Here is a 22512-nt window from a genome sequence, read left to right on the forward strand (position 1 = left end):
CCACGAGAGGGCTCACCACCGGGAAAAGCGTTCACAAGACTGCAAAGATTCCCGACTCCCCTGCCGGCCCGCGGGGCGGAATCCTTGGTTCATGGACATCGACGCACGTGGGCCGCGGTTCGCGGCGGCCGTGACGACGGTCGTACTGGCCGCCGCACTCATCACCCGAAGCCCCTGGATCCTCGCCTGGCAGACGCTGGCGTTCGCGCTCGGCGCGGCCGGTGGCGTGACCCGCTCGCCGTACGGCTGGGTGTTCCGGACCGCCGTACGACCGCGGCTGGCTCCCCCGGCGGAGTTCGAGCCGCCGGAGCCCCCGCGGTTCGCACAGGCGGTCGGGCTGGTCTTCGCGGGGCTCGGTCTGGTCGGATTCACGCTGGGCCCCGCGTGGTTGGGCCTCGCGGCGACCGGGCTCGCGCTCGCCGCGGCCTTCCTCAATGCGGCGTTCGGGTACTGCCTGGGCTGCGAGATGTTCCTGCTCATGCGGCGGTTGGCGGCCCGCCCGGAGTAAAGGCGCGTTAAAAGCGCGAGGTGGATCAAGGGACCCAACGTGACGAGAATCTCGCCGCGCCGGGGCACCAGGGCTGGCTCCCCGTCCGTTCTTCGGGCACGATCTGCGAGACGCCGTAAACCTACGGCTCCGTAACTTCCCGCCGGGAGCCCCTTTCCCAGGCAGAGCAGAAAGGGTCCGCCCCGCCCATGGCAGAGCTGGTCTACCGTCCCGTCATCGGTTTCGCCAAGACGCTGTTCAAGGTCTGGGACCTCAAGATCGACTGCCAGGGTTCGGAGAACATCCCGCGCTCGGGCGGTGCCGTGCTGGTGAGCAATCACATCAGCTACCTGGACTTCGTCTTCGACGGCCTGGCGGCCCTGCCTCAGAAGCGTCTGGTGCGGTTCATGGCGAAGGAGTCGGTGTTCCGGCACCGGATCTCCGGCCCGCTGATGCGCGGGATGAAGCACATCCCGGTGGACCGCAAGCAGGGCGAGGCCGCCTACCAGCACGCGCTGGACTCACTGAGGTCCGGTGAGATCGTGGGCGTCTTCCCGGAGGCCACGATCTCCCAGTCCTTCACGCTGAAGAGCTTCAAGTCGGGCGCGGCACGCCTGGCCCAGGAGGCCGGCGTCCCGCTCGTGCCGATGGCCCTGTGGGGGACCCAGCGCATCTGGACCAAGGGCCAGCCCCGCAACTTCAAGCGGAACCACCTGCCCATCACCATCCGGGTCGGCGAGCCGGTCGACGCCCCCAGGGACCAGTACGCGGGCGCCATCACCCGCCGGCTGCGCGAGCGCGTCCAGGAGCTGCTGGACGCGGCCCAGCGCGCCTACCCCGCCCGCCCGAAGGACGCGGCCGACACCTGGTGGCTCCCCGCCCACCTGGGCGGCACGGCCCCCACCCTGGACCAGCTGAAGGCCGCAGAGGCGATCTGAGGGCGGCCCGCACCGGGGCCCGCCCGCGGCTTCCCTGAACTTCATGCACCTGCCATCATGCAAGGTGGCCGCGTGCCCGGAGTGCCTTGGGGGAGCCCGTGGCCCAGTCCGACGTGCCGGTGGCCTGGGTGGTGTGGTGGTGGGTGCCGTGGCCACGACGCTCGGCGCCGGTACACGTCGATGAGCGGCATCAAGGCCACGACGGTACCGCAGCTCGACCCGCTGCAGTCCGAACTCCTCACCTTCACCGCTCCGTTCGTCGAGGCCAGGATCCAGCTGATGCCCGCACTCGACGGACTCACCCCTGCCAACGAGTGGGCGCGCATCGCCCCCACGCTGCGCCCGCTCGGCCCCCAAGTGGTGCTCGATGGCGGCCGATCCGCTCGCGCTCTACGAGATGCCGGGGATCGTCCGCAGCAAGGCGCACCGCGTCGACGGCGCGATCCGCTCGCACCAAGCGCGCAGCGCCGCCGCCCTGGACCCCGCAGCCCACTCGGCCGTACGGCTCCTGCACCGGGAACTCGGCGATCTGGTCAACGAGTTCTCCCGCGCGCTCGACCGACTGGCCAAGCGGGGCATGGGCGTGATGCGAGGAAGCGGACCGGTACCACGGGGCGACCGAGCCGCCGGACAGCCCCTAGAGGGTGCCGGGGAGCGTCTTCCAGAGGTACGGGCGGTCCGGCGCCGCTTTGAGGGCGCCGAGCACGGCCGGATGAGGTTCGGCGTACAGGACCGGATAGTCCATCTCGTCGGACCGAGGGTCGGGGACCCAGGCCAGCCGTTCGCCGTCGAGGGAGAACCGGGCGTCGACTCCCGGTTTGTTGCCGCGCGGGTCCTGCCGGTGCCAGGCGCCGTTGAAGCGGACGGCGACCAGGCCGTGCACGACGTGACCGCCACCGGCGTCGCCGTCGTGCGTCAGGCGCTGGTAGCACAGGGCCGTGGGGATGTCCTCGGCGCGCAGCAGGGCGGCCAGGGCGTGGGCCTTGGCGTGGCAGATGCCGGTGCGCCGCTCCAGCACGTCCGAGGCCCGCCAGGTCACGCGCAGGTCGCCGGCGTCCTGGGAGTGCGGGATGGTGTCCCGCACGAACTCGTACGCGGCGCATGCATAGTCATACGAGTCGTCGACTCCCTCGGCCAGCCGGGCAGCCGTCTCCCGGATCCGGGGATGGTGATGATCGATGGCCTCGTCGGCGCCCAGGTAAGCGGAGAGGTCGGCGGTGTTCTGGATCAGCTCCATGCCCGCAGAGCATAGGAATGCGATCACCCGAGCGTCAATGACTTTTCAGTTGACCGCATATCTATGCAACGGCGGGAGCTCTGCAGCGCCCCGTAAGGGGCGCGGGGAACCGCGCGACCGGCCACGACGGCGCCGCAGCCGACAGAACACGGCGCTCCCGGCGGAGCCCTCAGCGCGCCATCTCCTCCTTGAGCGCCGCCACGAACGCGTCCACGTCCTCCTCCGTCGTGTCGAAGGCGCACATCCAGCGCACGTCCCCGGCCGCCTCGTCCCAGAAGTAGAACCGGAAGCGCTTCTGCAGCCGCAGGCTCACGTCGTGCGGGAGCCGCGCGAAGACGCCGTTGGCCTGCACCGGGTAGAGGATCTCCACGCCGTGCACGGCCCGGACGCCCTCGGCGAGCCGCTGGGCCATCTCGTTGGCGTGCCGGGCGTTGCGCAGCCACAGGTCCTTGGCGAGCAGGGCCTCCAACTGGACCGACACGAAGCGCATCTTGGAGGCGAGCTGCATGGACAGCTTGCGCAGGTGCTTCATGTGGCTGACGGCGTCCTGGTTGATCACCACGACCGCCTCGCCGAACACGGCGCCGTTCTTGGTGCCGCCCAGGGAGAGGAGGTCGACGCCGACGGCGTTGGTGAACGTGCGCATCGGGACGTCCAGGGAGGCCGCCGCGTTGGCTATCCGGGACCCGTCCAGGTGCACCTTCATGCCGTGCGCGTGGGCGTGCTCGCAGATCGCGCGGATCTCGTCCGGCGTGTACAGGGTGCCCAGCTCGGTGCTCTGGGTGATGGACACCACCTGGGGCATCGCGCGGTGCTCGTCGTCCCAGCCGTACGCCTGCCGGTCGATGAGGTCAGGAGTGAGCTTGCCGTCGGGGGTGGGCACGGTGAGCAGCTTGAGGCCGCCCATGCGCTCGGGGGCCCCGCCCTCGTCGACGTTGATGTGTGCGCTCTCGGCGCAGATCACCGCGCCCCAGCGGTCGGTGACCGCCTGGAGCGCGACGACGTTGGCGCCGGTGCCGTTGAAGACCGGGAAGGCCTCCGCGGTGGCCCCGAAGTGGCTGCGGACGATCCGCTGGAGGTTCTCGGTGTACTCGTCCTCGCCGTACGCCACCTGGTGGCCGCCGTTGGCAAGGGCCAGGGCGGCCAGCACCTCGGGGTGGGCGCCGGCGTAGTTGTCACTGGCGAAACCGCGGACCTGCGGGTCGTGGTGGCGACGCGCGTCGGTCCTGGGAGGGTTCACGGCTTCTCGGTCAGCCACAGACGGTTTCCGTTCACTTCGGCGGCGGACTTGCTCCAGACGCCCTCGATGGCCTCGGCCAGGTCCTTGACGTCGGTGAAGCCCGCGAACTTCGCGTTGGGACGCTCGGCGCGCATCGCGTCGTGCACCAACGCCTTGACCACCAGGATGGCAGCGGCGGAGGTCGGGCCCTCGGCGCCCCCGGCCTTGCGGAAGTAGTCGGCCAGCGCGAGCGTCCACGCCTCGGCGGCGGCCTTGCCCGCCGCGTACGCGGCGTTGCCCGCGGTGGGCTTGCTCGCGGCGGCGGCGCTGATCAGGACGTACCGGCCGCGCTCGCTGCGCTGCAGCGCCTCGTGGAAGGCCAGGGAGGTGTGCTGCACGGTCTTGACGAGCAGCAGCTCCAGGAAGTCCCAGTCGTCGAGGCTGGTCTTGGTGAAGGTCTCGCTGCCGCGCCAGCCGCCGACCAGGTGCACCAGGCCGTCGACGCGGCCGAAGTCCTTCTCGACGTGGGTGGCCCAGTCCCGGGTGGACTGGAGATCGAGCAGATCCACCGTGTCACCCGTGACACTCGCGCCGCCGGACGCGTAGCGAGCCGCGTCCACGGCCTCCGAGAGCCGCTGCGGATCGTTGTCCGCCCCTACGACGGTCGCGCCCGCCTCCGCCAGGCGCAGCAGCGTCGCCCGGCCCGCCGGTCCGCCCGCCCCGGCCACCGCGATGACCGCACCACTGAGAGACCCGTTGCCCGCCATGTGCTTCCCCTCTTGAGGAGTGTTCCGCTGCCGGTCGCTCACGCGGCGACCGGCTCGGCGCTGTCCGCCGTGATGCCGCGGGTGGCAGCGATCACGTTCTTCAGTTTCTTGGACAGGGCCTCGTAGAACATGCTCAGCGGAAACTCGTCCGGAAGCACGTCGTCCACGAGCTTGCGCGGCGGCAGGGCCAGGTCCAGGGCGTCCGGGCCCTTGGCCCACTTCGAGCCGGGGTGCGGGGCGAGGTAGGTGGCGACCAGCTCGTACCCGGCGAACCAGTGGACGAGCTTCGGGCGGTCGATCCCGTCCTTGTACAGCTTCTCGATCTCGGCGCACAGCTGGTTGGTGACCTGCGGGGCACGCTCCCAGTCGATGGCGAGCTTGTTGTCGGTCCAGCGGACCACGTCGTGCTTGTGCAGGTAGGCGAAGAGCAGCTGGCCGCCGAGCCCGTCATAGTTGCGGACCCGGTCGCCGGTGACCGGGAAGCGGAACATGCGGTCGAAGAGCACCGCGTACTGGACGTCACGGGCCTGCGGGACGCCGTCGGCCGCCAGCTTCACGGCCTCCTTGAAGGCGGTGAGGTCGCAGCGCAGCTCCTCCAGGCCGTACATCCAGAACGGCTGGCGCTGCTTGATCATGAACGGGTCGAACGGCAGGTCGCCGTGGCTGTGGGTGCGGTCGTGGACCATGTCCCACAGCACGAAGGCCTCCTCGCAGCGCTTCTGGTCGTGGACCATCGCGGCGATGTCCTCGGGGAGTTCGAGGCCCAGGATGTCGACGGCCGCGTCGGTGACCCGGCGGAACCGGGCGGCCTCGCGGTCGCAGAAGATGCCACCCCAGGAGAATCGTTCCGGCGCCTCGCGCACGGCGATGGTCTCGGGGAAGAGGACGGCGGAGTTGGTGTCGTAGCCGGCCGTGAAGTCCTCGAAGGTGATGCCGCAGAACAGCGGGTTGTCGTACCGGGTGCGCTCCAGCTCGGCCAGCCAGTCCGGCCAGACCATGCGCAGCACGACCGCCTCCAGGTTGCGGTCCGGGTTGCCGTTCTGCGTGTACATCGGGAAGACGACCAGGTGCTGGAGGCCGTCCGCGCGGCCCGCGGCGGGCTGGAAGGCGAGCAGCGAGTCGAGAAAGTCGGGCACCTGGAAGCCGCCGACGGCCCAGCGCCGCAGGTCCGTCACCAGCGCCTGGTGGTAGTCGGCGTCGTGCGGGAGCAGCGGGGACAGCTCCTCGACGGCCTCGACGACGCGCCGTACGGCCGCCTCCGCGTCGGCCCGTGCGGGCGCGCCCTCGGCGTCGAAGTCGATCGCCCCGTCCTTCGACTGCCATGGCCGGATCCGTTCCACGGCATCCTTGAGCACGGGCCACGCCGGGTGCTCGACCACCCTGGTCACGGGAGGAACCTGCTCCTCCGAACCCACCTGCACAAGAATTTCCGTCATGACCCATCCTCCACGGGAGAAGCTTCCGTAAGGACACCGTATGCATACGGGGTTTCCCCCAGCAAGGGGGCCCTCGGGAAATTATCCTGTGACATCCCGCCTTCACCGCGCTTTTTCCTGTCCGAAACCGTGAAGGCGCTCACATTCACTACATCCCGTGACGAGGCGTCAGCTCCGGCGGACCGCACGGATCCGGCCGGTCAATGCACGGGGGGACGCGCCCACCACCGGGTGACCGCCGACCGGGGCACGGGCCAGGCGCCGCGCACCCGGCACACCAATCCCCCCGTGTACGTACGGGTTCATCGCGTCGGGCGGCCATTAGGCTGCGCCCAGCCGCGTGGACAGCGACGTCCGTCGTACGGTCCGCGCACCTGCATCCACCGCCGCCGTCGACGGAAGCGAGTTGAATCTTGAACTTCCTCACCATCGGTCACCGCGGAGTGATGGGCGTCGAGCCCGAGAACACCCTCCGTTCCTTCGCCGCCGCCCAACAGGCCGGCCTCGACCTGATCGAACTCGATCTCCACCTGAGCAAGGACGGCGCCCTGGTCGTCATGCACGACGCGGAGGTGGACCGCACGACCGACGGCACCGGCCCGATCGCCGAGAAGACCCTGGAGGAGCTGCGCGGACTGGACGCGGGCCGGGGCGAGCGGGTGCCGGTGTTCGAGGAGGTCCTGGACGCGGTACGGACGCCGTTGCAGGCCGAGATCAAGGACGTGGCCGCGGCCCGGGCGCTGGCCGAGGTCATGCAGCGGCGGGACCTGGTGTCCCGGGTGGAGGTGTCCTCGTTCCACGACGAGGCCGTCGCCGAGATCGGCCGGCTGGTGCCGGGGGTGCGGACCGCGCTGATCGCCAGCCGCTACGGCCCCGACGTGGTGGAGCGGGCCCAGGAGGCGGGGGCGGCGACCCTCTGCCTGAACATCCGGCGGCTGACCCTGGAGGTCGTCGAGCACGCCCGCAAGGCGGACCTGCGGCTGATCGGCTGGGTGGTGAACACCCAGGACCAGCTGCGGCTGGTGCGCGCGCTGCAACTGGACGGCGCGACGACCGACTACCCGGAGATCAAGCGCACCGCCCGCTTCACGGCCTGACCACCGGCCCGCACCTCACACCAGCGGCTTCACCAGGAGCTCGAACCGCAGGTCGTCGCGGAGCGGAATGCCGAAGCGCTCCTCGCCGTACGGGAACGGGGTCGTCTTTCCCGTACGGCGGTAACCGCGCCGCTCGTACCAGGCGATGAGGTCGTCGCGCACCGAGATCACCGTCATGTGCATCTCGGTCACGCCCCAGTCCTCGCGCGCCTGGCGCTCCGCCTCGGCGATGACGACCTTGCCCAGGCCGGCGCCCTGGAGGGCGGGGCTCACCGCGAACATGCCGAAGTAGGCGTGGTCGCCGCGGTGTTCGAGCTGGCAGCAGGCTACGACCCGGCCGTCCCGCTCGACGACGAGCAGCTTGCCGTCCGGCGCCTTGATCACTTCGAGGACGCCCTCGGGGTCGGTGCGCTGCCCCTCCAGGATGTCCGCCTCCGTGGTCCAGCCGACCCGGCTGTCGTCGCCCCGGTAGGCCGACTCGATCAACGCGACCAGGACGTCCACGTCGGCGTCGGTGGCGTCGCGGAAGGTCGGTCCGGCGACGGCGTTCTCCATGGGCGGGTTCTCCGATCTCAAGCGCTACTGAGCCGGCCCCGAGCCTATCCCCGCTCCCCCGCTCCCCTTCCCGGCGCCCGCGCCATCCGGCTCCCGCCTCGGCCTGCCACTACGCTCCGGTTGCATGGTGCATGTACTGAGCAGCCGTACGCTGATCCGCCCCACCGACCCCGAGCGGTCCCGCGCCTTCTACGGGGAGCAGCTCGGGCTCGCCGTCTACCGCGAGTTCGGGGAGGGCCCGGAGCGCGGCACGGTCTACTTCCTCGGCGGCGGGTTCCTGGAGGTCTCCGGGCGGTCGGACCTCCCGGCCCCGCCGGACGTACAGCTGTGGCTGCAGGTCGCGGACGTCTCGGCGGCGCACGAGGAGCTGGTGGCGAAGGGCGTCGGGATCGTGCGCCCGCCCGTGAAGGAGCCGTGGGGCCTGGTCGAGATGTGGATCGCCGATCCTGACGGCATCCTGATCGTGCTGGTGGAGGTACCGGCCGACCACCCGCTGCGCTATCGGCCGGGGATCTGAGCGGCTGCGGTTCGGCAGCGCCCCTTCGGGCCGCTGGGGGAGGAACTGCGCGACCAGCCACGACGGCGTCGCAGTCGACGGACGGCATGTCGCGGCACTTCCAGCGGAGCGCTTGGCCGAGCCGGCGGTCAGGCCCGCAGCGCGCCCATCCGGCCCTCCAGCCGGCCCAGCAACTCGGCCAGGAGTCCCGCCAGTTCACCCTGGCCCTCGGGGGCGAGGACGGACAGCACGGCCGTCTCGTAGGCGAGTTGCTCGGGCAGGATGCCGTCGACGAGGTCGCGGCCCGCGTCGGTCAGGCGCAGGTGGGCGACCCTGCGGTCACGGGCGTCGCCGCGCCGCTCGACCAGGCCGCGTTCGGTGAGCTGTTTGAGGCGTTTGGTGACGGCGGCGCCGGAGGAGAAGGTCTCCTTGGCGAGTTCGCTCGGGGTCAGCTCGTGGCCGGTGCGGCGGAGCGCGCCGAGCAGGTCGAACTCGGGGCGGCTGAGGCCGGCCCGGCGCAGCGGGGCGTCCTCGGACTGCTGGAGGAGGGCGGCGCAGCGGTTGATCCGGCCGATGACCTCCATGGGACCCGTGTCCAGCGCCGGATGGACGCTCCGCCACTGCCGGACGACGGCCGCGACCGTGTCGTCCCTGCCGAGGCCTCTGCCGGCGCCTCTGCCCACACCTTCTCCCGGGCCCGTGCCCGCGTCGCTCTCGGCCGCCGGTCGTCCGTTGGTCGCCGTCATGGCCGTACGTCCTCCGTTGTCCTCGCGCCGTCCCAGGAGTGCGTTCCCTGGCGTCGTACCGTCGCGGCGAGCGTACGGTGTCCGGACTGCTCGGCGAGCACGACCCGCTCCTGGGGCAGCGCGCGCTGCCACCACTCGCCGGATGCGGCGTCGGCCGCGGCGCGCAGGTCGGCCAGGGCCGCGGACAGGGTGCGCCGGGCTGCCTCCAGGGCGCGCGGGGCCGGCTGCGGCACGGCGAGCAGGCGGGCGGCCTGTTCGCGGGCCTGTTCGACGCCGGTCAGGGCGTGTTCGATGCGGTCGCCGGCCCGGCGGTTGGTGACGACGACGGCGGTGGCGAAGCCGACGAGCGCACCGACCAGGGTGTCCACGACCCGCTCGGTGATCAGCTGCCCCGCGTCCTGGGTACGGGCGAACTCGGTGACGAGCAGGGCCATCGGGGTGACGCAGACGCTGCCGAGCCAGTAGTTGCGGCCGATCAGCGCCTCGGCGCCGAAGTTGAAGGCGAGGCAGCACAGCACCAGGGCGGCCGGGTGGAGGTGGGCGAGCGGCACGACGGCGGCGAAGACGAGGACGCCGAGGAGGTTGCCGACGACGCGCTGGACGCCCCGGCTCCAGGTGAGGGTGACGTTGGCCTGGTAGAGGGAGGCGGCGGTGACCAGCGCCCAGTAGGGGCGCCCGACGCCGAGGGCGAGGGAGGCGTAGCCGGCCAGGGCGCAGCCGAGCGCGGTGCGGACGGCGAAGGGAGCGAGCGGGCCGAGCCGGCGCCACAACGGGGGCTGCGGTACGTCGCGTTCGGCGTCGACGCCGAGGAGGTCGTCGTCGGCACCGGCGACGCGTGGGACGCGTCCGGTGCCGCGCAGGGCGCGGGCCCAGCCGCGCAGCAGCGCCGGGTCGGCGTCGGCCGGGGCGGCGAGGGCGACCTCGGCGCGGACGACGAGGTGTTCGAGGGCGCGCCGGGTGCGGTCGGTGCGGGCGCCGGTGGCGAGCAGGGACTGCCAGGCGGCCTGGACGGCGGCGGCCGCGGCGGCGCGGGCCCGGTCGTGGCCGTCGCCGGTGCCGGACGCGGAGCCGGTGCCGGGGGCGGCGGCGTAGGCGGCGGTGGCGGTGGCGGTGAGGGCGTGGGCGGTGGCCCGGCGCTCGGGGCCGTGCGGGCGCAGCAGCCCGGGGGCCATGCCTACCAGCCAGGCCCAGGCGCCCGCCGCGAGGGCGAGGCCGACATGGCCCGGCACCTGGCCGAGGGTCTGCGGGGCGAACAGGGAGGCGGAGCTGATGAAGGTGAGGACCACGTTCCCGGGCGGCCCGACGCGGGTGGCGTCGCAGAGGACCTTCTGCACCGCGGCCATGAGCGCGCCGACGGTGACCAGGACGACGGCGTTCGTGGTGAGCGAGGCGGCGGTCAGCGCGACGGCGAGGCCGCCGACCATGCCGAGGATCACCCGGGCCAGGGTGCGGGCGCGTGCCGGGTAGGGGCGGTTGTGGCCGTAGAGGGCGCACAGCGATCCGGCCATCGTGTACATCGCCAGGTCGAGGCGGCCGAGGGCCAGCAGGGCCAGGTTGGGCGGGGCGACCGCGGCGACCACGCTGCAGGCGGGCTTGAACCAGATCTCGGAGGGCCGGCCGAGGCGCAGCACACCGGCGAGGGGCAGACGGCGGGGCGTGGTGGGGGTCGCGGTGCTCATACCCATAAATTTAGCATGTGTTTTATCCGTAAAGCATCTTCGAACAGCCCTGGTCACAGGCTGTGCTCCGGCGAATGCTCCCCGTGTACACCCTTGCGCTCGCGTGCGCGCCGTTCGGCCGGGGCATCGCAACCATCGACGCGACGTCGAGCGGGGAGGTGCGCCGTGCACGGACCGGCTTCGCCCGGCTGGCTGCTGGTCGCGCTGTGCGCGGCGACCGGGGCCTACTGCCTGCTGCGGATGCGCAGCAGCGTCCGGGAACAGCGGCGCGCCGCGGGCGGCGAGGCGCTGATGGGGTTCGGCATGGCCGTCATGGCCGTGCCCGCGACGGTGTTCACGCCGCCGGGGTGGGCGTGGCCGCTGTACGCGGCGGTGTTCGGCGCGGCCGCGCTGCGCGCCCTGTGGAGCGCCCGCAGCAGCCCGCACCATCTGCACCATCTGGTGGGGGCGGCGGCGATGGTCTACATGGCGGTCGCGATGGCGGTCGCCCCCGGCGCACACCATCACGGCGGCGCCGGAGTCCCGCTGGTGACCGGGCTGCTGCTGCTCTACTTCACCGGTTATGTGCTGCTGTCCGGCGCGCGGCTCGTCCCGGTCGCGGTCACCGCCGGGACGGGAGCCCTCCGCTGGGGCGACCGGCCGGAGCTGGCACGGGCGTGCCGGCTGTCGATGGGGATCGGCATGGTCGCCATGCTGCTGGCGCTGTGACGACCTGACGGTGCACGCGGCGCAGACGTTGCTTGCGTCACTTTGGCGTAATGGCCTGTACCCGTGAACCGTCCCCCGCTCATAGGGTGCTGGCCATGATGGTCCCCGTGGCACTGCTGCTGCTCGGCGTCCTGACCGCCGTGGCCGGCCCCCGGCTGCTCGCCCGGGCCGACTGGACGGACCAGGAGCCGGTGGTCGCACTGTGGGTGTGGCAGTGCGTGGTGGCGGCCGTCCTGCTGTGCTGTGCGCTGTCGATGACGCTGAGCGCGGCCGCGGCCTGGCTGGCGGTGCGCGGGCACGTGTTCGCGACCGCCCCGAGGGGGGTGGTGGACGCCTACGCGCTCGGTACGACCGGCCCGTGGGCGGCGGTGACCGCGGTGGCCCTCGCCTGCGCCGGGCTGTGGAGCGGGGCGATGCTGGTACGGGAGGTCGCGCGGGCCCGGGCCAGGCGCAACCGGCAGCAGGCCGAACTGCTGCTCCGGTCCCCGCTGTTGCCCGGCGAGGAGCCGGCCGACGGCCGGCTCGTCGTCCTGGAGGGCGAGCGCCCGGACGCCTGGTGGCTGCCAGGAACGGCGCCCCAACTCATCGTCACCACAGCGGCGTTGCGCCGCCTGAAGGGGCGTCAACTGGACGCGGTCCTCGCCCACGAGCAGGGCCACGCGCAGGCCCGGCACGACTGGCTGCTGCACTGCTCGGCGGCGCTGGCGGGCGGGTTCCCGCAGATCCCGGTGTTCGCCGCGTTCCGCGACGAGATGCACCGGCTGGTCGAACTGGCCGCCGACGACGTGGCCTCCCGGCGCCACGGCCGCCTCACCACCGCGCTCGCCCTGGTCGAACTCAACGAGGACCGGGGGGTGTTCGGCCCCGGGCCGACCCCGCAGGCCCATGTCCCGCAGCGGGTCCACCGGTTGCTCACCGCCCCGGACCGCCTCCCCGCCCGGCACCGGCTGCGGTTGACCGCGACGGCCGCCCTGGTCCCGGTGATCCCGGTGCTGGTGGCGCTCGTACCGAGCCTGCGCGCCCTCGGGTAAAGCCGTATCCGTCAGGGGAATTGCCCTGCGGGCAATGATTCGGCAAAGATCACGCCATGCGCCCCCCGCCCGGCGACCGCCCCGCTCCCCTGCTCACGACCGCCGTTCTCGCCCTCTCCTCGGCGCTGCTGCTGGCCCTCGTCGCCGGCGAGTGGCCTCCCCTGGTCGCGGTGGACGAGGGCATCGCCGACGCCACCCACCGCTGGGCCGTGGCGGACCACGGCACCACACGGGTGCTGCGCGTCCTGGCGGACTGGGTCTGGGACCCGCTGACCATGCGCCTGCTGTGCGCCGGGGTCGCGGTGTGGCTGGTGTGGCGGCACTCGGCGTGGCGGACCGCCCTGTGGCTGACCCTGACCTGCCTGCTCGGGACGGTGGCCCAGCAGTCCCTCAAGGCCGCGGTCGGCCGCCCGCGCCCGGTGTGGCCGGACCCCGTCGACTCCGCCCACTACGCCGCCTTCCCCTCAGGGCACACCATGACGGCGACGGTGGTCTGCGGTCTGCTGCTGTGGCTGCTGCACCGCTGCGGCGCCGGTCGCGCGATATGGCGTACCGCCCTCGTCGCGGCCGGGTTCTCGGTCGTGGGCGTCGGCCTGACCCGGGTGTGGCTCGGCGTCCACTGGCCCTCGGACGTGCTCGGCGGCTGGCTGCTCGGGGCCCTGGTGGTGGCACTGGCGGTGCTGGCGTACGAGTGGGAGCGCGACGGCCGCGGACACCCTCGACGGTAGCCCGTCCGCGGCCCGCGCCCGGCCGGCCGTCGGTAGAGTCCGGCCCATGACTGCCGTGCTCTTCGACTTCTCCGGGACCCTCTTCCGTGTCGAGTCCACCGAATCCTGGCTGCGGGCGGTGCTCGCCGAGGCCGCAGTGCCGCTCTCCGAGGCCGGGTTGGCGGAGGCGGCACGGGCGCTGGAGGTGGCGGGGGCACAGCCCGGCGGGGCCTTCCCGGCCGCACTGCCCCCGGAACTGTCCGAGGTGTGGGCGGTGCGGGACGAGAGCGCTGAGCTGCACCGGGCCGCCTACACCGGCCTGTCCCGCCGGGTGACGCTGCCGGACCCCGCCCTGCACGACGCCCTGTACGAGCGGCACATGGACCCGCGGGCCTGGTCGCCCTACCCGGACGCCGCCCGGGTCCTGCGCACGCTGCGCGAGCACGGCGTCGGGGTCGGCGTGGTCAGCAACATCGGCTGGGATCTGCGCCCGGTCTTCCGCGAGCACGGGCTCGACGCCTACGTGGACGCCTACGTCCTGTCGTACGAACACGGTGTGCAGAAGCCGGATCCGCGGCTCTTCACGGTTGCGCTGGAGGCTCTCGGTGCCGGGGCGGCCGAGACGCTGATGGTCGGGGACAGCAGGTCCGCCGACGGCGGGGCGGCGGCGGTCGGCTGCCGGGTGCACTTCGTGGACCATCTGCCGGTGGCCGAACGGCCGGACGCGCTGCTGCCGGTCCTGGACCTGGTGGGCGTGGCCCGCCGACCGGCCACGCCCACCCAGGCCTGACCTGTCGCACCGTCCGCCCGAGACGCTCCCCCGTGTCGCCCCGGACGGACGGCAGCCCTGAACAGGCCCCGCGCAGGGCGGTGCCCACTGCGTCGATTATAGTTGGCTGGCAGCCAGTCAACGCAGGAGTTCCAGGATGTCCCCCCGCAGCCCCTCGGTCAATGAAGAACTGCGCAGGCGTTCGCGCGAGCGGCTGCTCCAGGCCGCGGTGGAACTGGTCGACGAGCACGGTTTCGAGGCGACCACGCTGGGCGCCATCGCGGACCGGGCGGGGTCGGCGCGCGGTCTGGTGTCGTACTACTTCCCCGGCAAGCGCCAGCTGGTCCAGTCCGCCGTGCACCGGCTGATGCACCGCACGCTGGAGGAGGCGCTGGAGCACGAGCCGCACACCGAGGACGGACGGGAGCGACTGGCCCGGGCCATCGACTCGATCCTGGGCCTCGCGCAGGACCGGCCGGTGCTGATGCGCCAGCACATGGCGGGCCTGCTCCAGGGCGAGGGCTTCGTGCAGTGCCCCGAACAGCGGCGGCTGGCGGAGCTGCTGGGCGACACCGTCGCCCGGTACGGCTCCCACCACGTGGAGGTCGACTACCCCTTGCTGCGCGCCATGCTGATGGGCGCGGTGTACGCGGCGCTGGTGCCGGGGGTGCCGATGCCGATCCCGGCGCTGCGCGCGGAGCTGTTCGAGCGGTACGGGCTCGATCGGGAGCTGGGCCTGCCCCGGGAGTCCGCGGCCGAACGGCAGGACCTGTCCCGGTTCTTCGCCACCGAGGACCGGACCGAACCGGCATCCGGGTCCGAACCCGGTTAGTCACGGTCCGAGCCCCCCGGGGACGGCGCGGACCACACCGCTCCCAGCGCATACGCAACGCGATCACATGATCACACATCTGACACCCGGACGCGCATCCACGTCACCCCAGCGGCCCCTGCCCAGGCGGCCGGGCCGGTGGGATGCTGGAACCACCAGCCCCTCGGGCAAGGAGTCCCCCCGTGTTGCGTGTCGCCGTCGTCGGCTCCGGGCCGAGCGGGTGCTACACCGCCCAGAACCTCGTCCAGCTGGACCCCACGGTGCGCGTGGACGTCCTGGACCGGCTGCCGTGCCCGTACGGACTCGTGCGGTACGGCGTCGCCCCGGACCACGAGAAGATCAAGTCGCTGCAGGGGAATCTGCGCACCGTCCTGGAGCACGAGCGGGTGCGGTTCCTCGGCGGGGTCCGGGTCGGGGGCGCGGGCGGACTGCCGGTGGAGCGGCTGCGCGAGCTGTACCACGCGGTGGTGTACTGCGTGGGCGCCGCGACCGACCGGCGGCTCGGGATTCCCGGCGAGGAGCTGCCGGGCAGCTGGTCGGCGACCGAGTTCGTGTCCTGGTACAGCGCGCACCCGGACGCGATCGACGCCGGGTTCGTGCGGGACGCCCGGTCGGCGGTGGTCATCGGCGTCGGCAACGTCGCGGTGGACGTGGCGCGGATGCTGGCCCGGGGTGTCGCGGAGCTGAGCCCCACCGACATGCCGCAGGCGGCCCTGACGGCGCTGGCGGCGAGCCGGATAAGAGAGGTCCACGTGGTGGGCCGGCGAGGCCCCTCGCAGGCCCGGTTCACCACGAAGGAGCTGCGCGAGCTGGCCGGTCTGCCGGAGACCGAAGTCCGGGTGGCAGCGGATGAGCTGGCCCTCGACCCGGCCTGCGCCGACCCGTCCGTGCTGCCCGCCACGCAGCGCCGCAACGTGGAGGTGCTGCGCGGCTGGGCCGAGGCCGGCGGCCGGGGCGCGGACCGCAGCATCCGGCTGCGGTTCTTCCTGCGTCCGGTCGAACTGCTCGACGACGGCGGACGGGTGGGCGCGGTGCTCTTCGAACGCACCGAGCCGGACGGCCGGGGCGGGGTGCGCGGCACCGGGCGGTACGAGACGGTCGAGGCACAGCTGGTGCTGCGCTCGGTCGGCTATCGCGGAGTGCCGCTGGACGGGCTCCCGTTCGACGAGGAGAGCGGCACCGTGCCCCACGAGGCCGGCCGCGTCCTGGACAGCTGCTTCGGCGTACCCGGCGACTACGTGGCCGGCTGGATCAAGCGCGGCCCGACCGGCGTCATCGGCACCAACCGGCCCGACGCCAAGGAGACGGTGACCTCCCTCCTGGAGGACGCGCCCGCGCTGCTGGGCAAGGAGGTGCCGGAGGATCCGGTCGCCGCGCTGCGCTCGGCCGGCATCGAGCCGGTGCCGTGGACGGGGTGGCAGGCGATCGAGCGGGCCGAGGCTGCGCTCGGCGCCCGGCTCGGCCGCAGCGTGGTCAAGCTGGCCGACTGGAACTCGCTGCTGACGGCGGCGCGGACCGGGTCGTAGCGGAGCCGAATCCGTCCGCGTTCAGGTGGGCATGACACGTATCGGCAACAGACCGGAAATCAACAAACTGTTCAAAGCGCTTACGGTCTCGTGCTGTCCGGATGTCGTCCCCGCTCTGGAGTCCCCATGGCCACCACCAGCGCTCCCGTCCATCCCGTCGACGAGGTGCCACCCGTACGGCAGTTGACCGCGTTCGGCCTCCAGCACGTGCTCGCGATGTACGCGGGCGCGGTCGCCGTCCCGCTGATCGTGGGCGGCGCGATGAAGCTGTCGCCCGCCGACCTCGCGTATCTGATCACCGCCGACCTGCTGGTGTGCGGCGTCGCCACGCTCATCCAGTGCGTCGGCTTCTGGCGCTTCGGCGTCCGGCTGCCGATCATGCAGGGCTGCACGTTCGCGGCGGTCTCGCCTATGGTCCTCATCGGTACGACGGGCGGCGGACTCCCCGCGATCTACGGCTCGGTGATCGTGGCGGGCTTGGCGATCATGCTGCTGGCGCCCGTCTTCGGCCGACTGCTGCGCTTCTTCCCGCCCCTGGTCACCGGCACGGTGATCCTGATCATCGGCGTCTCGCTGCTGCCGGTCGCCGGCAACTGGGCGGCGGGCGGCGCCGGTGCGAAGGACTTCGGGGAGCCGAAGAACCTGGCGCTGGCGGCCTTCGTGCTCGCAGTGGTGCTCGGCGTGCAGCGGTTCGCGCCCGCCTACCTCGCCCGGATCGCGGTCCTGATCGGCATCGCGGTGGGCCTTGCGGTGGCGGTGCCCTTCGGGTTCACGGACTTCAGCGGGGTCGGGGACGCCGACTGGCTCGGGGTCAGCACGCCGTTCCACTTCGGGGCGCCGACGTTCAGGGCCTCGGCGATCGTCTCCATGCTGGTGGTGGCCCTGGTCACGATGACCGAGACGACCGGTGACCTGCTCGCGGTCGGCGAGCTCACCGGCCGCCGTGTCGAGGCGCGCTCCCTGGCCGACGGGCTGCGCGCCGACGGCCTCTCGACCGTCCTCGGCGGTGTCTTCAACACCTTCCCGTACACGGCGTTCGCGCAGAACGTGGGCCTGGTCGGCATGACCCGGGTGCGCAGCCGCTGGGTGGTCGCGGCGGCCGGCGGCATCCTGGTGCTGCTCGGTCTGCTGCCCAAGCTGGGCGCGGTGGTCGCGGCGATTCCGGCACCGGTGCTGGGCGGCGCGGGCCTGGTGATGTTCGGCACGGTCGCGGCCAGCGGCCTGCGCACCCTGGCGGCCGTCGACTTCCACGGCAACGACAACCTGACGGTGGTGGCCGTCTCGGTGGCGGTCGGCGTGCTGCCGGTGGGCGTGCCGACGGTCTACGCGAAGTTCCCGGACTGGTTCCAGACGGTGATGAACAGCGGCATCAGCGCGGGCTGCCTGACGGCGATCGTCCTGAACCTGCTCTTCAACCACCTGCCGTCGAGGGCGGATTCGACCCTCGGGCCGGTCCCCGGCGAAACCGAGTCCGCCTGAGCGCTTTGCCGGAAGCGCCCCGCGCCACTTCGGGGCGCCCCGGACCGGAGCCGACTGCACCGGACCCGTCCGGCGCTCACCGCCCGCCGAACAGCCCCGTGGGCACCGCGGCCGCCAGCGCCCCGTACCCGGTCGGGTTGAGGTGCAGCCAGTCCCCCACCTGGAGGTCGGCCCGCAGTCGGCTCGGGTCGGCCGGATCCCGTACCGCCCGGTCGAAGTCGATCAGCGCGTCGAAGTGCCCGGGCCCCCGGATCCACGCGTTGACGCGCTGCCGGGCCGCCTCGCGCACGCCCGCGCCGTCGTCGTAGGCATTGCCGCCGAAGGGCAGCAGAGTGGCTCCGTAGACACGGATGCCCTGGGCGTGGGCGCGGACGACGATCTGCCGGTAGGCGGCGACGAGGTCGTCGGCGACCGTCTGCTGGGCCTGCGGGGTGGCGGCGGCGGTGCCGATGTCGTTGACGCCCTCGAAGACGATCAGCCAGGAGACCCCGCTCCGGGAGAGGACGTCCCGGTCGAGGCGGGCCAGGACGTTGGGGCCGAGTCCGTCGTCGAGAACCCGGTTGCCGCCGGCCGCCTGGTTGAGCACGGCGATGTCCGACGTACCGGCCCGGTTCTGCAGCCGGTCGAAGAACTGGTCGGGCCAGCGGTCGTTGCCGTTGGTCGTGGAGCCCCGGCCGTCGGTGAGGGAGTCGCCGAGGACGGCCACGGCCCGGGTCGCCGCCGATGCCAGGACCTCGACGTCGCTCAGCAGGTACCAGTGGTCGACCGCGGTCGCGCCGGTCAGGTCCGGGTCCTGGGTGTGGTCACCGCCGAGGAGGTACGACGTGGTGCGCGAGCCCGGATGCGAGGTGAGCGACAGATCGGGCTGGCCCTGCGCGGTGTACGCCGTGACCGTGAGATCGGACCCCGCAGCCAGCTGGAAGTCCACGGGATCGGAGACGACCTGGGCCCCGACGGGTACGACGGTCGCCGCGCGCCCGGAGAACGTCACCCGGTGCAGGCTGCCGGGAACGATCGCACTGACCCCCGCCCGTCCGCCGGCCGGCAGCGCCACGGTCACCGCGGTGAGCGGGAGCGCGGTGTCACCGTAGGCGTTGGAGAACCGCAGCCGGAGCCGGTGGGCGCCGACGGTCACGCGCACGGTCTGGCGCAGGGTGGTGTCGGCCAGGACCGACTTCTCCCCCGTGAAGGGCGCGGGCGGCAGATTGCCGGGCTCGGTGAGCTGGGGCATCCCGGTCCAGGTGTTCACCCAGTGGCCGCCCCGGCCGGTGGCCGAGGTGACCTCGCGAGGACTGCGGACCAGCGCGGTGACGGCCGTGGCGGTCACCACCAGGGCGAGCGCGAGCACACAGGTGCTGAGGAGCGTGGCGAGCGGCGTTCTGCCGGGCTGCGGCTGCACGGGGAGCCTTCCTGTCGCGAGGGGACGACGGCAGGGGAACTTCCCGCATGGTGGCATGGACACAGCCATCCATGGAAGCGCTCCCACAGCGCTTTGCGGAACGCGCGAACGACCGGAACGGATGCCGCGCGAAGCGTTGACTAGAAAGCGCTTGCATCCTACGTTCCGTTCAGGAATCTGATCGATGGGCCACGACGGGCCCATATCTGCGCAGGTATGTGCGTCGAGCGTTCTGGAACATGAATGTCCGACGACTACCTGAACACCCCAGCAGAACGCGAATAGCCCCCCACTCGAGAGAAGGCATACGGCACATGACTTCACGAGCACGGAGCAGTGCGCGCGCACTGATGGGCGGCGCGGCCGCCCTGGGACTCTCATTTGGCATGGTCATGATGACCGATGCCTCGGCGGACGCGGCCACCTGGCCGACCGCGAGCGGCAGCCAGGCCGTCACCACGACGATCAAGCTGTCGGGCACGAAGGACTACGGGATGCTGCGCCTGTACGGCAGCGGCGACCTGGGCACCGGCGGGCAGAGCGAGGACCAGGACCCGATCCTCGATCTGGCTGCCGGCACCGTCCTGAAGAACGTCATCATCGGCGCGCCCGCGGCGGACGGCATCCACTGCGAGGGCAGTTGCACCCTGCAGAACGTGTGGTGGGAGGACGTCGGTGAGGACGCGGCGACCTTCCGCGGCTCCTCGTCGTCCAACGTGTACACCGTCTCCGGTGGCGGGGCGAAGGAGGCCGGCGACAAGGTGTTCCAGTTCAACGGCGCCGGGACGCTGAACGTGTCCGGCTTCGCGGTGCAGAACTTCGGCAAGCTGGTCCGCTCGTGCGGCAACTGCTCCACGCAGTACAAGCGCACGATCAACCTCAACACCATCGAGGCGACGTACAAGGGCAGCGCGCTGGTCGGGATCAACACCAACTACGGGGACAGCGCGACGCTGAAGAACATCACGATCGTCGGCGACAGCAGCAAGAAGATCGTGCCCTGCCAGAAGTACATCGGCAACAACACGGGCGCGGAACCGCCGACGAACGGGAGCGGGCCGGACGGGACGTACTGCAAGTACGCGAGCTCGGACATCACCTACAAGTGAGCCGGGGCGGTGGGGCCGCCGCGCTCTGCCGGGCGGCGGCCCCACCGGCACCCGCCCGTCTCACACCTCGACGAGGCCGAGCTGACGCAGCATGCCGAGTTCGTCGCTGCTGCCCCAGCGTTCGACGAGTTTGCCGTCGCTGTCGAAGCGGCTGATCTGCATGCCCCGGTAGCTCGCCTTCCTGCCGGTCGCCGGCCGCCCCATCAGCGGTCCCAGGTGTGTGCCGGAGATGACATAGGCGAAGGCCAGCTCGTCGTCGGTGGCGACCAGGTGCTCCACCCGGATGTCCAGGTCGGGAAAGGCCGTTCGCAGCTCACCGAACATGGTCTTGTACCCGCCGGGCCCCGGCGTCTGTCCCGGGGCAGGATCATGGTCGGTCGAGTCGGCCGCCACGATCTCGTCGAGGGCGTCGAGGTCGCCGGCGACGACGGCCTCTCCGAAAGCGGTCTGCGCGGCGATGTTCGTCTGCTGTGCCATGGGCACTCCCGGAGCATCTGGGCCACTGGCCTGTCTGTCGGCTGCGAACCGCGTGCACACGGTAGGTCGACCGTACACCGGTCCCCCGTTCCCGGCATGTCTGCGCGACGGGCCCTCAGGACGGCAGCTCCGCGCCGGGTCTCACGCGTCGAGCCGGAGCCGCCGCAGTACGTCGGCGACCTGCTCGTGGTCGTCGCCGGACAGGCCGCGCAGCGGGAGGGGAAGGCTGTGGTGCGGCGTGAGGCCCAGTTCGGCGGCCGCTGCCGCGATGACCCGCAGCGATCCGTGCCGGGCGAAGAGGTCCCAGAGCGGCTGGAGCCGCTCCGACTCCTCGCGGGCCCGGTCCGCCTGCCCCGCCCGGGCCGCCCGGGTGACGGCGAGGATCGGTCGCGGGAGGGTGCCGGCGGTCACCGAGTACCAGGCATCGCATCCGGCGTTCAGCCCGGCGGCGCCGAGCGCGTCCCCGCTCACGCCCACGGTCACGTGCGGCGGCAGGATCTCCCGCAGCCGCTCCACCCGGGCCCGGGCCGGGGCCGGGTGGGCGGGGACCCCGGGAATCTTGACCGACACCACGGCTGTTGCGGTGAGCGGCCCCGTGCAGGTGCGCGACCAGAGCCGTCCGGCGGGCGGTGAGCCCGTCGATGCGCCGGGTGATCTCGTCGATCGCCTCCCGGTACTCGGCCAGCGAGGCGGGACAGTCGTCGGCGTGCTGATGCCCGACCACGAGACAGTCCAGGAAGGGACGGGTGCGCTCCACCGGGATCCCGAGCCTGCCCAGCGCCCGGATCTCCCGCGCCAGCCGTACGTCGCCCTCGCCCTAGTCGCGGTAGCCGTTGGCCAGCCGGGCGGGCGCGAGCAGTCTCAAAGATTCGTAGTAGCGCACCGCCTTGACCGTCACGCCCGCCCTGCGGGCGAGCTCACCGATCCGCATGTCTCTCACCTCGAAGAACGCTAAACCCTGCCCCTGAGGGTAAGGTCAAGCCGCCACGACGGAGCGACGGAGCGGTCAGCCGGCCGAGTCCCCCGCCGGCCCGTCCAGTTCCGCCCGGTAGTCCGCGTACGCGGCGCGCAGCTCGTCGCCCGGCCAGTCGGCGGGCAGGAGTTCCGGGGGCAGGACGGGGTCGGTCAGCAGGTGGCGTACCGCTGCCGCGAAGACCGTGAAGCGGTCGGCCGGGAGGCGGGCCTCGGAGGCTCGGGCCAGAAGGGCGCGGGCGGTGGCGGACCAGGTGGTCAACGGCCAGAGGTCGGCGGCCAGTTCGGGTGCGGGCCGGTCGGGTCGGGCCGTGTAGGACTGGGCGGTGTCCGCGAGGCCGGCGGGAAGGGGCCTCGTCAGGTTCGCGGGGCGGAGCCAGACGCCCTCGCGGAGTTCGGCCAGGCGGAGGGAGGCCAGGCGGGTGCGCAGGTCGGCCCGTGCGGCGGGGCCGCGGCCCGTGGCCGTGATGACCAGCATCTCCCAGTCGCCGCGCCATGTGCGCGTACGGGGCCGTACCGCCTCGTCCTGGCGGCGCTGGCGGGCCAGCAGCCGGTCACTGAGGCCGTAGACGGCGTCGTCGGTCCGGCGCAGGTCGCCGGCCGCCGTCATGCGGCTGAGCGCGGCCCGGAGCGTGGAGCCGCCGACCCCGAAGGGCTCGACGAACCGGATCAGGTCCTTCACCGGCAGCTGGGGCGGATGCGTGCCCAGCAGCAGGCTCAGCACGACCGACCGGGCGGACAGGGGCCGCAGGCCGACGTCGGCGGGCTCGGCGGACACATCCTTCATGCGCATGGTCACGTACTGTACGTGCGGTGCCATATTGCACTATTGCTGCGACCGCAGGG

Annotated in this window: 24 protein-coding genes; 12 read left to right on the forward strand and 12 right to left on the reverse strand. The window is 72.3% G+C overall.

Annotated features, from left to right (window positions below; translation table 11 throughout):
• Nucleotides 1-91: 91 nt before the first annotated feature.
• The gene (locus tag ACZ4UV_RS23945) at nucleotides 92-508 is read left to right on the forward strand and encodes a DUF4395 domain-containing protein (RefSeq protein WP_390048528.1); all 417 of its coding nucleotides are present in this window, start codon (nucleotides 92-94) and stop codon (nucleotides 506-508) included.
• 188 nt (nucleotides 509-696) lie between these two features.
• Nucleotides 697-1425 (forward strand): lysophospholipid acyltransferase family protein, encoded by a 729-nt coding sequence (locus ACZ4UV_RS23950; protein ID WP_351501296.1) that lies wholly within the window; start codon nucleotides 697-699, stop codon nucleotides 1423-1425.
• 637 nt (nucleotides 1426-2062) lie between these two features.
• On the opposite strand, the gene ACZ4UV_RS23955 is transcribed toward ACZ4UV_RS23950, so the two are convergent.
• The 4 genes from ACZ4UV_RS23955 to ACZ4UV_RS23970 all read right to left on the reverse strand — a co-directional run bounded on the left by ACZ4UV_RS23955 (nucleotide 2063) and on the right by ACZ4UV_RS23970 (nucleotide 6084).
• On the reverse strand, nucleotides 2063-2662 hold the full coding sequence (locus ACZ4UV_RS23955) for a transglutaminase domain-containing protein (RefSeq protein WP_467840483.1): 600 nt from the start codon (nucleotides 2660-2662) through the stop codon (nucleotides 2063-2065).
• Nucleotides 2663-2831: 169 nt separating this feature from the next.
• Nucleotides 2832-3902 carry a threonine aldolase family protein gene (locus tag ACZ4UV_RS23960; RefSeq protein ID WP_351711737.1) on the reverse strand — a complete coding sequence of 357 codons (1071 nt, stop codon included), beginning with the start codon at nucleotides 3900-3902 and terminating at the stop codon, nucleotides 2832-2834.
• Nucleotides 3899-4648, reverse strand: a complete 750-nt coding sequence (locus ACZ4UV_RS23965) for an SDR family NAD(P)-dependent oxidoreductase (protein ID WP_451019551.1) — start codon at nucleotides 4646-4648, stop codon at nucleotides 3899-3901. Before ACZ4UV_RS23965 ends, ACZ4UV_RS23960 begins: the two co-directional genes overlap by 4 nt.
• 38 nt (nucleotides 4649-4686) lie before the next feature.
• The gene (locus ACZ4UV_RS23970) at nucleotides 4687-6084 is read right to left on the reverse strand and encodes a DUF6421 family protein (RefSeq protein WP_451019550.1); all 1398 of its coding nucleotides are present in this window, start codon (nucleotides 6082-6084) and stop codon (nucleotides 4687-4689) included.
• A 413-nt stretch (nucleotides 6085-6497) separates the two neighbouring features.
• Here ACZ4UV_RS23970 and ACZ4UV_RS23975 point away from each other — a divergent pair, with 413 nt between their 5' ends.
• Complete coding sequence (locus ACZ4UV_RS23975; protein WP_451019549.1) at nucleotides 6498-7181, forward strand: glycerophosphodiester phosphodiesterase; 684 nt, start codon at nucleotides 6498-6500, stop codon at nucleotides 7179-7181.
• Nucleotides 7182-7196: 15 nt separating this feature from the next.
• Here the strand turns inward: ACZ4UV_RS23975 and ACZ4UV_RS23980 are convergent, their stop codons facing one another.
• Nucleotides 7197-7736, reverse strand: a complete 540-nt coding sequence (locus tag ACZ4UV_RS23980; protein WP_351501282.1) for a GNAT family N-acetyltransferase — start codon at nucleotides 7734-7736, stop codon at nucleotides 7197-7199.
• A gap of 124 nt (nucleotides 7737-7860) precedes the next feature.
• Between ACZ4UV_RS23980 and ACZ4UV_RS23985 the strand changes: the two genes are divergently transcribed.
• The gene (locus ACZ4UV_RS23985; RefSeq protein ID WP_467840490.1) at nucleotides 7861-8253 is read left to right on the forward strand and encodes a VOC family protein; all 393 of its coding nucleotides are present in this window, start codon (nucleotides 7861-7863) and stop codon (nucleotides 8251-8253) included.
• A 128-nt stretch (nucleotides 8254-8381) separates the two neighbouring features.
• Here ACZ4UV_RS23985 and ACZ4UV_RS23990 read toward each other — a convergent pair whose 3' ends face one another.
• Nucleotides 8382-8978: a MarR family winged helix-turn-helix transcriptional regulator gene (locus ACZ4UV_RS23990; protein ID WP_390048511.1), complete on the reverse strand. Its 597-nt coding sequence runs from the start codon at nucleotides 8976-8978 to the stop codon at nucleotides 8382-8384.
• Nucleotides 8975-10657 carry an FUSC family protein gene (locus tag ACZ4UV_RS23995; protein WP_467840494.1) on the reverse strand — a complete coding sequence of 561 codons (1683 nt, stop codon included), beginning with the start codon at nucleotides 10655-10657 and terminating at the stop codon, nucleotides 8975-8977. The genes ACZ4UV_RS23990 and ACZ4UV_RS23995 overlap by 4 nt, the downstream gene beginning before the upstream one ends.
• Before the next feature lie 165 nt (nucleotides 10658-10822).
• Between ACZ4UV_RS23995 and ACZ4UV_RS24000 the strand changes: the two genes are divergently transcribed.
• The 7 genes from ACZ4UV_RS24000 to ACZ4UV_RS24030 all read left to right on the forward strand — a co-directional run bounded on the left by ACZ4UV_RS24000 (nucleotide 10823) and on the right by ACZ4UV_RS24030 (nucleotide 17709).
• Nucleotides 10823-11365, forward strand: a complete 543-nt coding sequence (locus ACZ4UV_RS24000; protein WP_451020120.1) for a DUF5134 domain-containing protein — start codon at nucleotides 10823-10825, stop codon at nucleotides 11363-11365.
• Nucleotides 11366-11460: 95 nt separating this feature from the next.
• Complete coding sequence (locus ACZ4UV_RS24005; RefSeq protein WP_467840497.1) at nucleotides 11461-12396, forward strand: M56 family metallopeptidase; 936 nt, start codon at nucleotides 11461-11463, stop codon at nucleotides 12394-12396.
• A gap of 56 nt (nucleotides 12397-12452) precedes the next feature.
• Nucleotides 12453-13124 (forward strand): phosphatase PAP2 family protein, encoded by a 672-nt coding sequence (locus ACZ4UV_RS24010; RefSeq protein WP_467840499.1) that lies wholly within the window; start codon nucleotides 12453-12455, stop codon nucleotides 13122-13124.
• A gap of 46 nt (nucleotides 13125-13170) precedes the next feature.
• The gene (locus tag ACZ4UV_RS24015) at nucleotides 13171-13893 is read left to right on the forward strand and encodes an HAD family hydrolase (RefSeq protein ID WP_451020117.1); all 723 of its coding nucleotides are present in this window, start codon (nucleotides 13171-13173) and stop codon (nucleotides 13891-13893) included.
• 136 nt (nucleotides 13894-14029) lie between these two features.
• Nucleotides 14030-14704 carry a TetR/AcrR family transcriptional regulator gene (locus ACZ4UV_RS24020; RefSeq protein ID WP_451020116.1) on the forward strand — a complete coding sequence of 225 codons (675 nt, stop codon included), beginning with the start codon at nucleotides 14030-14032 and terminating at the stop codon, nucleotides 14702-14704.
• A gap of 182 nt (nucleotides 14705-14886) precedes the next feature.
• Entirely contained in the window at nucleotides 14887-16230 is a 1344-nt protein-coding gene (locus ACZ4UV_RS24025) for an FAD-dependent oxidoreductase (RefSeq protein ID WP_467840504.1), read from the forward strand.
• Nucleotides 16231-16356: 126 nt separating this feature from the next.
• Complete coding sequence (locus ACZ4UV_RS24030; protein ID WP_390048495.1) at nucleotides 16357-17709, forward strand: nucleobase:cation symporter-2 family protein; 1353 nt, start codon at nucleotides 16357-16359, stop codon at nucleotides 17707-17709.
• A 76-nt stretch (nucleotides 17710-17785) separates the two neighbouring features.
• Here the strand turns inward: ACZ4UV_RS24030 and ACZ4UV_RS24035 are convergent, their stop codons facing one another.
• Nucleotides 17786-19108: an SGNH/GDSL hydrolase family protein gene (locus ACZ4UV_RS24035; protein ID WP_451020113.1), complete on the reverse strand. Its 1323-nt coding sequence runs from the start codon at nucleotides 19106-19108 to the stop codon at nucleotides 17786-17788.
• A 314-nt stretch (nucleotides 19109-19422) separates the two neighbouring features.
• Between ACZ4UV_RS24035 and ACZ4UV_RS24040 the strand changes: the two genes are divergently transcribed.
• On the forward strand, nucleotides 19423-20217 hold the full coding sequence (locus ACZ4UV_RS24040; protein ID WP_451020112.1) for a pectate lyase: 795 nt from the start codon (nucleotides 19423-19425) through the stop codon (nucleotides 20215-20217).
• 60 nt (nucleotides 20218-20277) lie between these two features.
• Here ACZ4UV_RS24040 and ACZ4UV_RS24045 read toward each other — a convergent pair whose 3' ends face one another.
• From ACZ4UV_RS24045 to ACZ4UV_RS24060, 4 genes are all read right to left on the reverse strand, one after another.
• Complete coding sequence (locus ACZ4UV_RS24045) at nucleotides 20278-20694, reverse strand: ester cyclase (protein ID WP_451020111.1); 417 nt, start codon at nucleotides 20692-20694, stop codon at nucleotides 20278-20280.
• A 141-nt stretch (nucleotides 20695-20835) separates the two neighbouring features.
• Nucleotides 20836-21267, reverse strand: a complete 432-nt coding sequence (locus ACZ4UV_RS24050; RefSeq protein ID WP_451020110.1) for a dihydrodipicolinate synthase family protein — start codon at nucleotides 21265-21267, stop codon at nucleotides 20836-20838.
• Nucleotides 21268-21511: 244 nt separating this feature from the next.
• Entirely contained in the window at nucleotides 21512-21625 is a 114-nt protein-coding gene (locus tag ACZ4UV_RS24055) for a MerR family DNA-binding transcriptional regulator (protein WP_467840510.1), read from the reverse strand.
• Between the two features lie 75 nt (nucleotides 21626-21700).
• Nucleotides 21701-22459, reverse strand: coding sequence for a PaaX family transcriptional regulator C-terminal domain-containing protein (locus tag ACZ4UV_RS24060; RefSeq protein WP_451020108.1), 759 nt, complete (start codon nucleotides 22457-22459; stop codon nucleotides 21701-21703).
• Nucleotides 22460-22512 lie beyond the last annotated feature (53 nt).

This window comes from Streptomyces sp. NPDC028289, from assembly GCF_055565975.1.

What these genes read in the sequence shown, in the direction of transcription:
- ACZ4UV_RS23950 (WP_351501296.1), top strand. Translation starts at nt 697, where the DNA reads ATGGCAGAGCTGGTCTACCGTCCCGTCATCGGTTTCGCCAAGACGCTG.
- ACZ4UV_RS23965 (WP_451019551.1), bottom strand. Translation starts at nt 4,648, where the DNA reads ATGGCGGGCAACGGGTCTCTCAGTGGTGCGGTCATCGCGGTGGCCGGG.
- ACZ4UV_RS24030 (WP_390048495.1), top strand. Translation starts at nt 16,357, where the DNA reads ATGGCCACCACCAGCGCTCCCGTCCATCCCGTCGACGAGGTGCCACCC.
- ACZ4UV_RS23985 (WP_467840490.1), top strand. Translation starts at nt 7,861, where the DNA reads ATGGTGCATGTACTGAGCAGCCGTACGCTGATCCGCCCCACCGACCCC.
- ACZ4UV_RS23995 (WP_467840494.1), bottom strand. Translation starts at nt 10,657, where the DNA reads ATGAGCACCGCGACCCCCACCACGCCCCGCCGTCTGCCCCTCGCCGGT.
- ACZ4UV_RS24005 (WP_467840497.1), top strand. Translation starts at nt 11,461, where the DNA reads ATGATGGTCCCCGTGGCACTGCTGCTGCTCGGCGTCCTGACCGCCGTG.
- ACZ4UV_RS24020 (WP_451020116.1), top strand. Translation starts at nt 14,030, where the DNA reads ATGTCCCCCCGCAGCCCCTCGGTCAATGAAGAACTGCGCAGGCGTTCG.
- ACZ4UV_RS23955 (WP_467840483.1), bottom strand. Translation starts at nt 2,662, where the DNA reads ATGGAGCTGATCCAGAACACCGCCGACCTCTCCGCTTACCTGGGCGCC.
- ACZ4UV_RS24010 (WP_467840499.1), top strand. Translation starts at nt 12,453, where the DNA reads ATGCGCCCCCCGCCCGGCGACCGCCCCGCTCCCCTGCTCACGACCGCC.
- ACZ4UV_RS23990 (WP_390048511.1), bottom strand. Translation starts at nt 8,978, where the DNA reads ATGACGGCGACCAACGGACGACCGGCGGCCGAGAGCGACGCGGGCACG.
- ACZ4UV_RS24060 (WP_451020108.1), bottom strand. Translation starts at nt 22,459, where the DNA reads ATGCGCATGAAGGATGTGTCCGCCGAGCCCGCCGACGTCGGCCTGCGG.
- ACZ4UV_RS24045 (WP_451020111.1), bottom strand. Translation starts at nt 20,694, where the DNA reads ATGGCACAGCAGACGAACATCGCCGCGCAGACCGCTTTCGGAGAGGCC.
- ACZ4UV_RS24040 (WP_451020112.1), top strand. Translation starts at nt 19,423, where the DNA reads ATGACTTCACGAGCACGGAGCAGTGCGCGCGCACTGATGGGCGGCGCG.
- ACZ4UV_RS23970 (WP_451019550.1), bottom strand. Translation starts at nt 6,084, where the DNA reads ATGACGGAAATTCTTGTGCAGGTGGGTTCGGAGGAGCAGGTTCCTCCC.
- ACZ4UV_RS24055 (WP_467840510.1), bottom strand. Translation starts at nt 21,625, where the DNA reads ATGCGGATCGGTGAGCTCGCCCGCAGGGCGGGCGTGACGGTCAAGGCG.
- ACZ4UV_RS24015 (WP_451020117.1), top strand. Translation starts at nt 13,171, where the DNA reads ATGACTGCCGTGCTCTTCGACTTCTCCGGGACCCTCTTCCGTGTCGAG.
- ACZ4UV_RS23945 (WP_390048528.1), top strand. Translation starts at nt 92, where the DNA reads ATGGACATCGACGCACGTGGGCCGCGGTTCGCGGCGGCCGTGACGACG.
- ACZ4UV_RS23980 (WP_351501282.1), bottom strand. Translation starts at nt 7,736, where the DNA reads ATGGAGAACGCCGTCGCCGGACCGACCTTCCGCGACGCCACCGACGCC.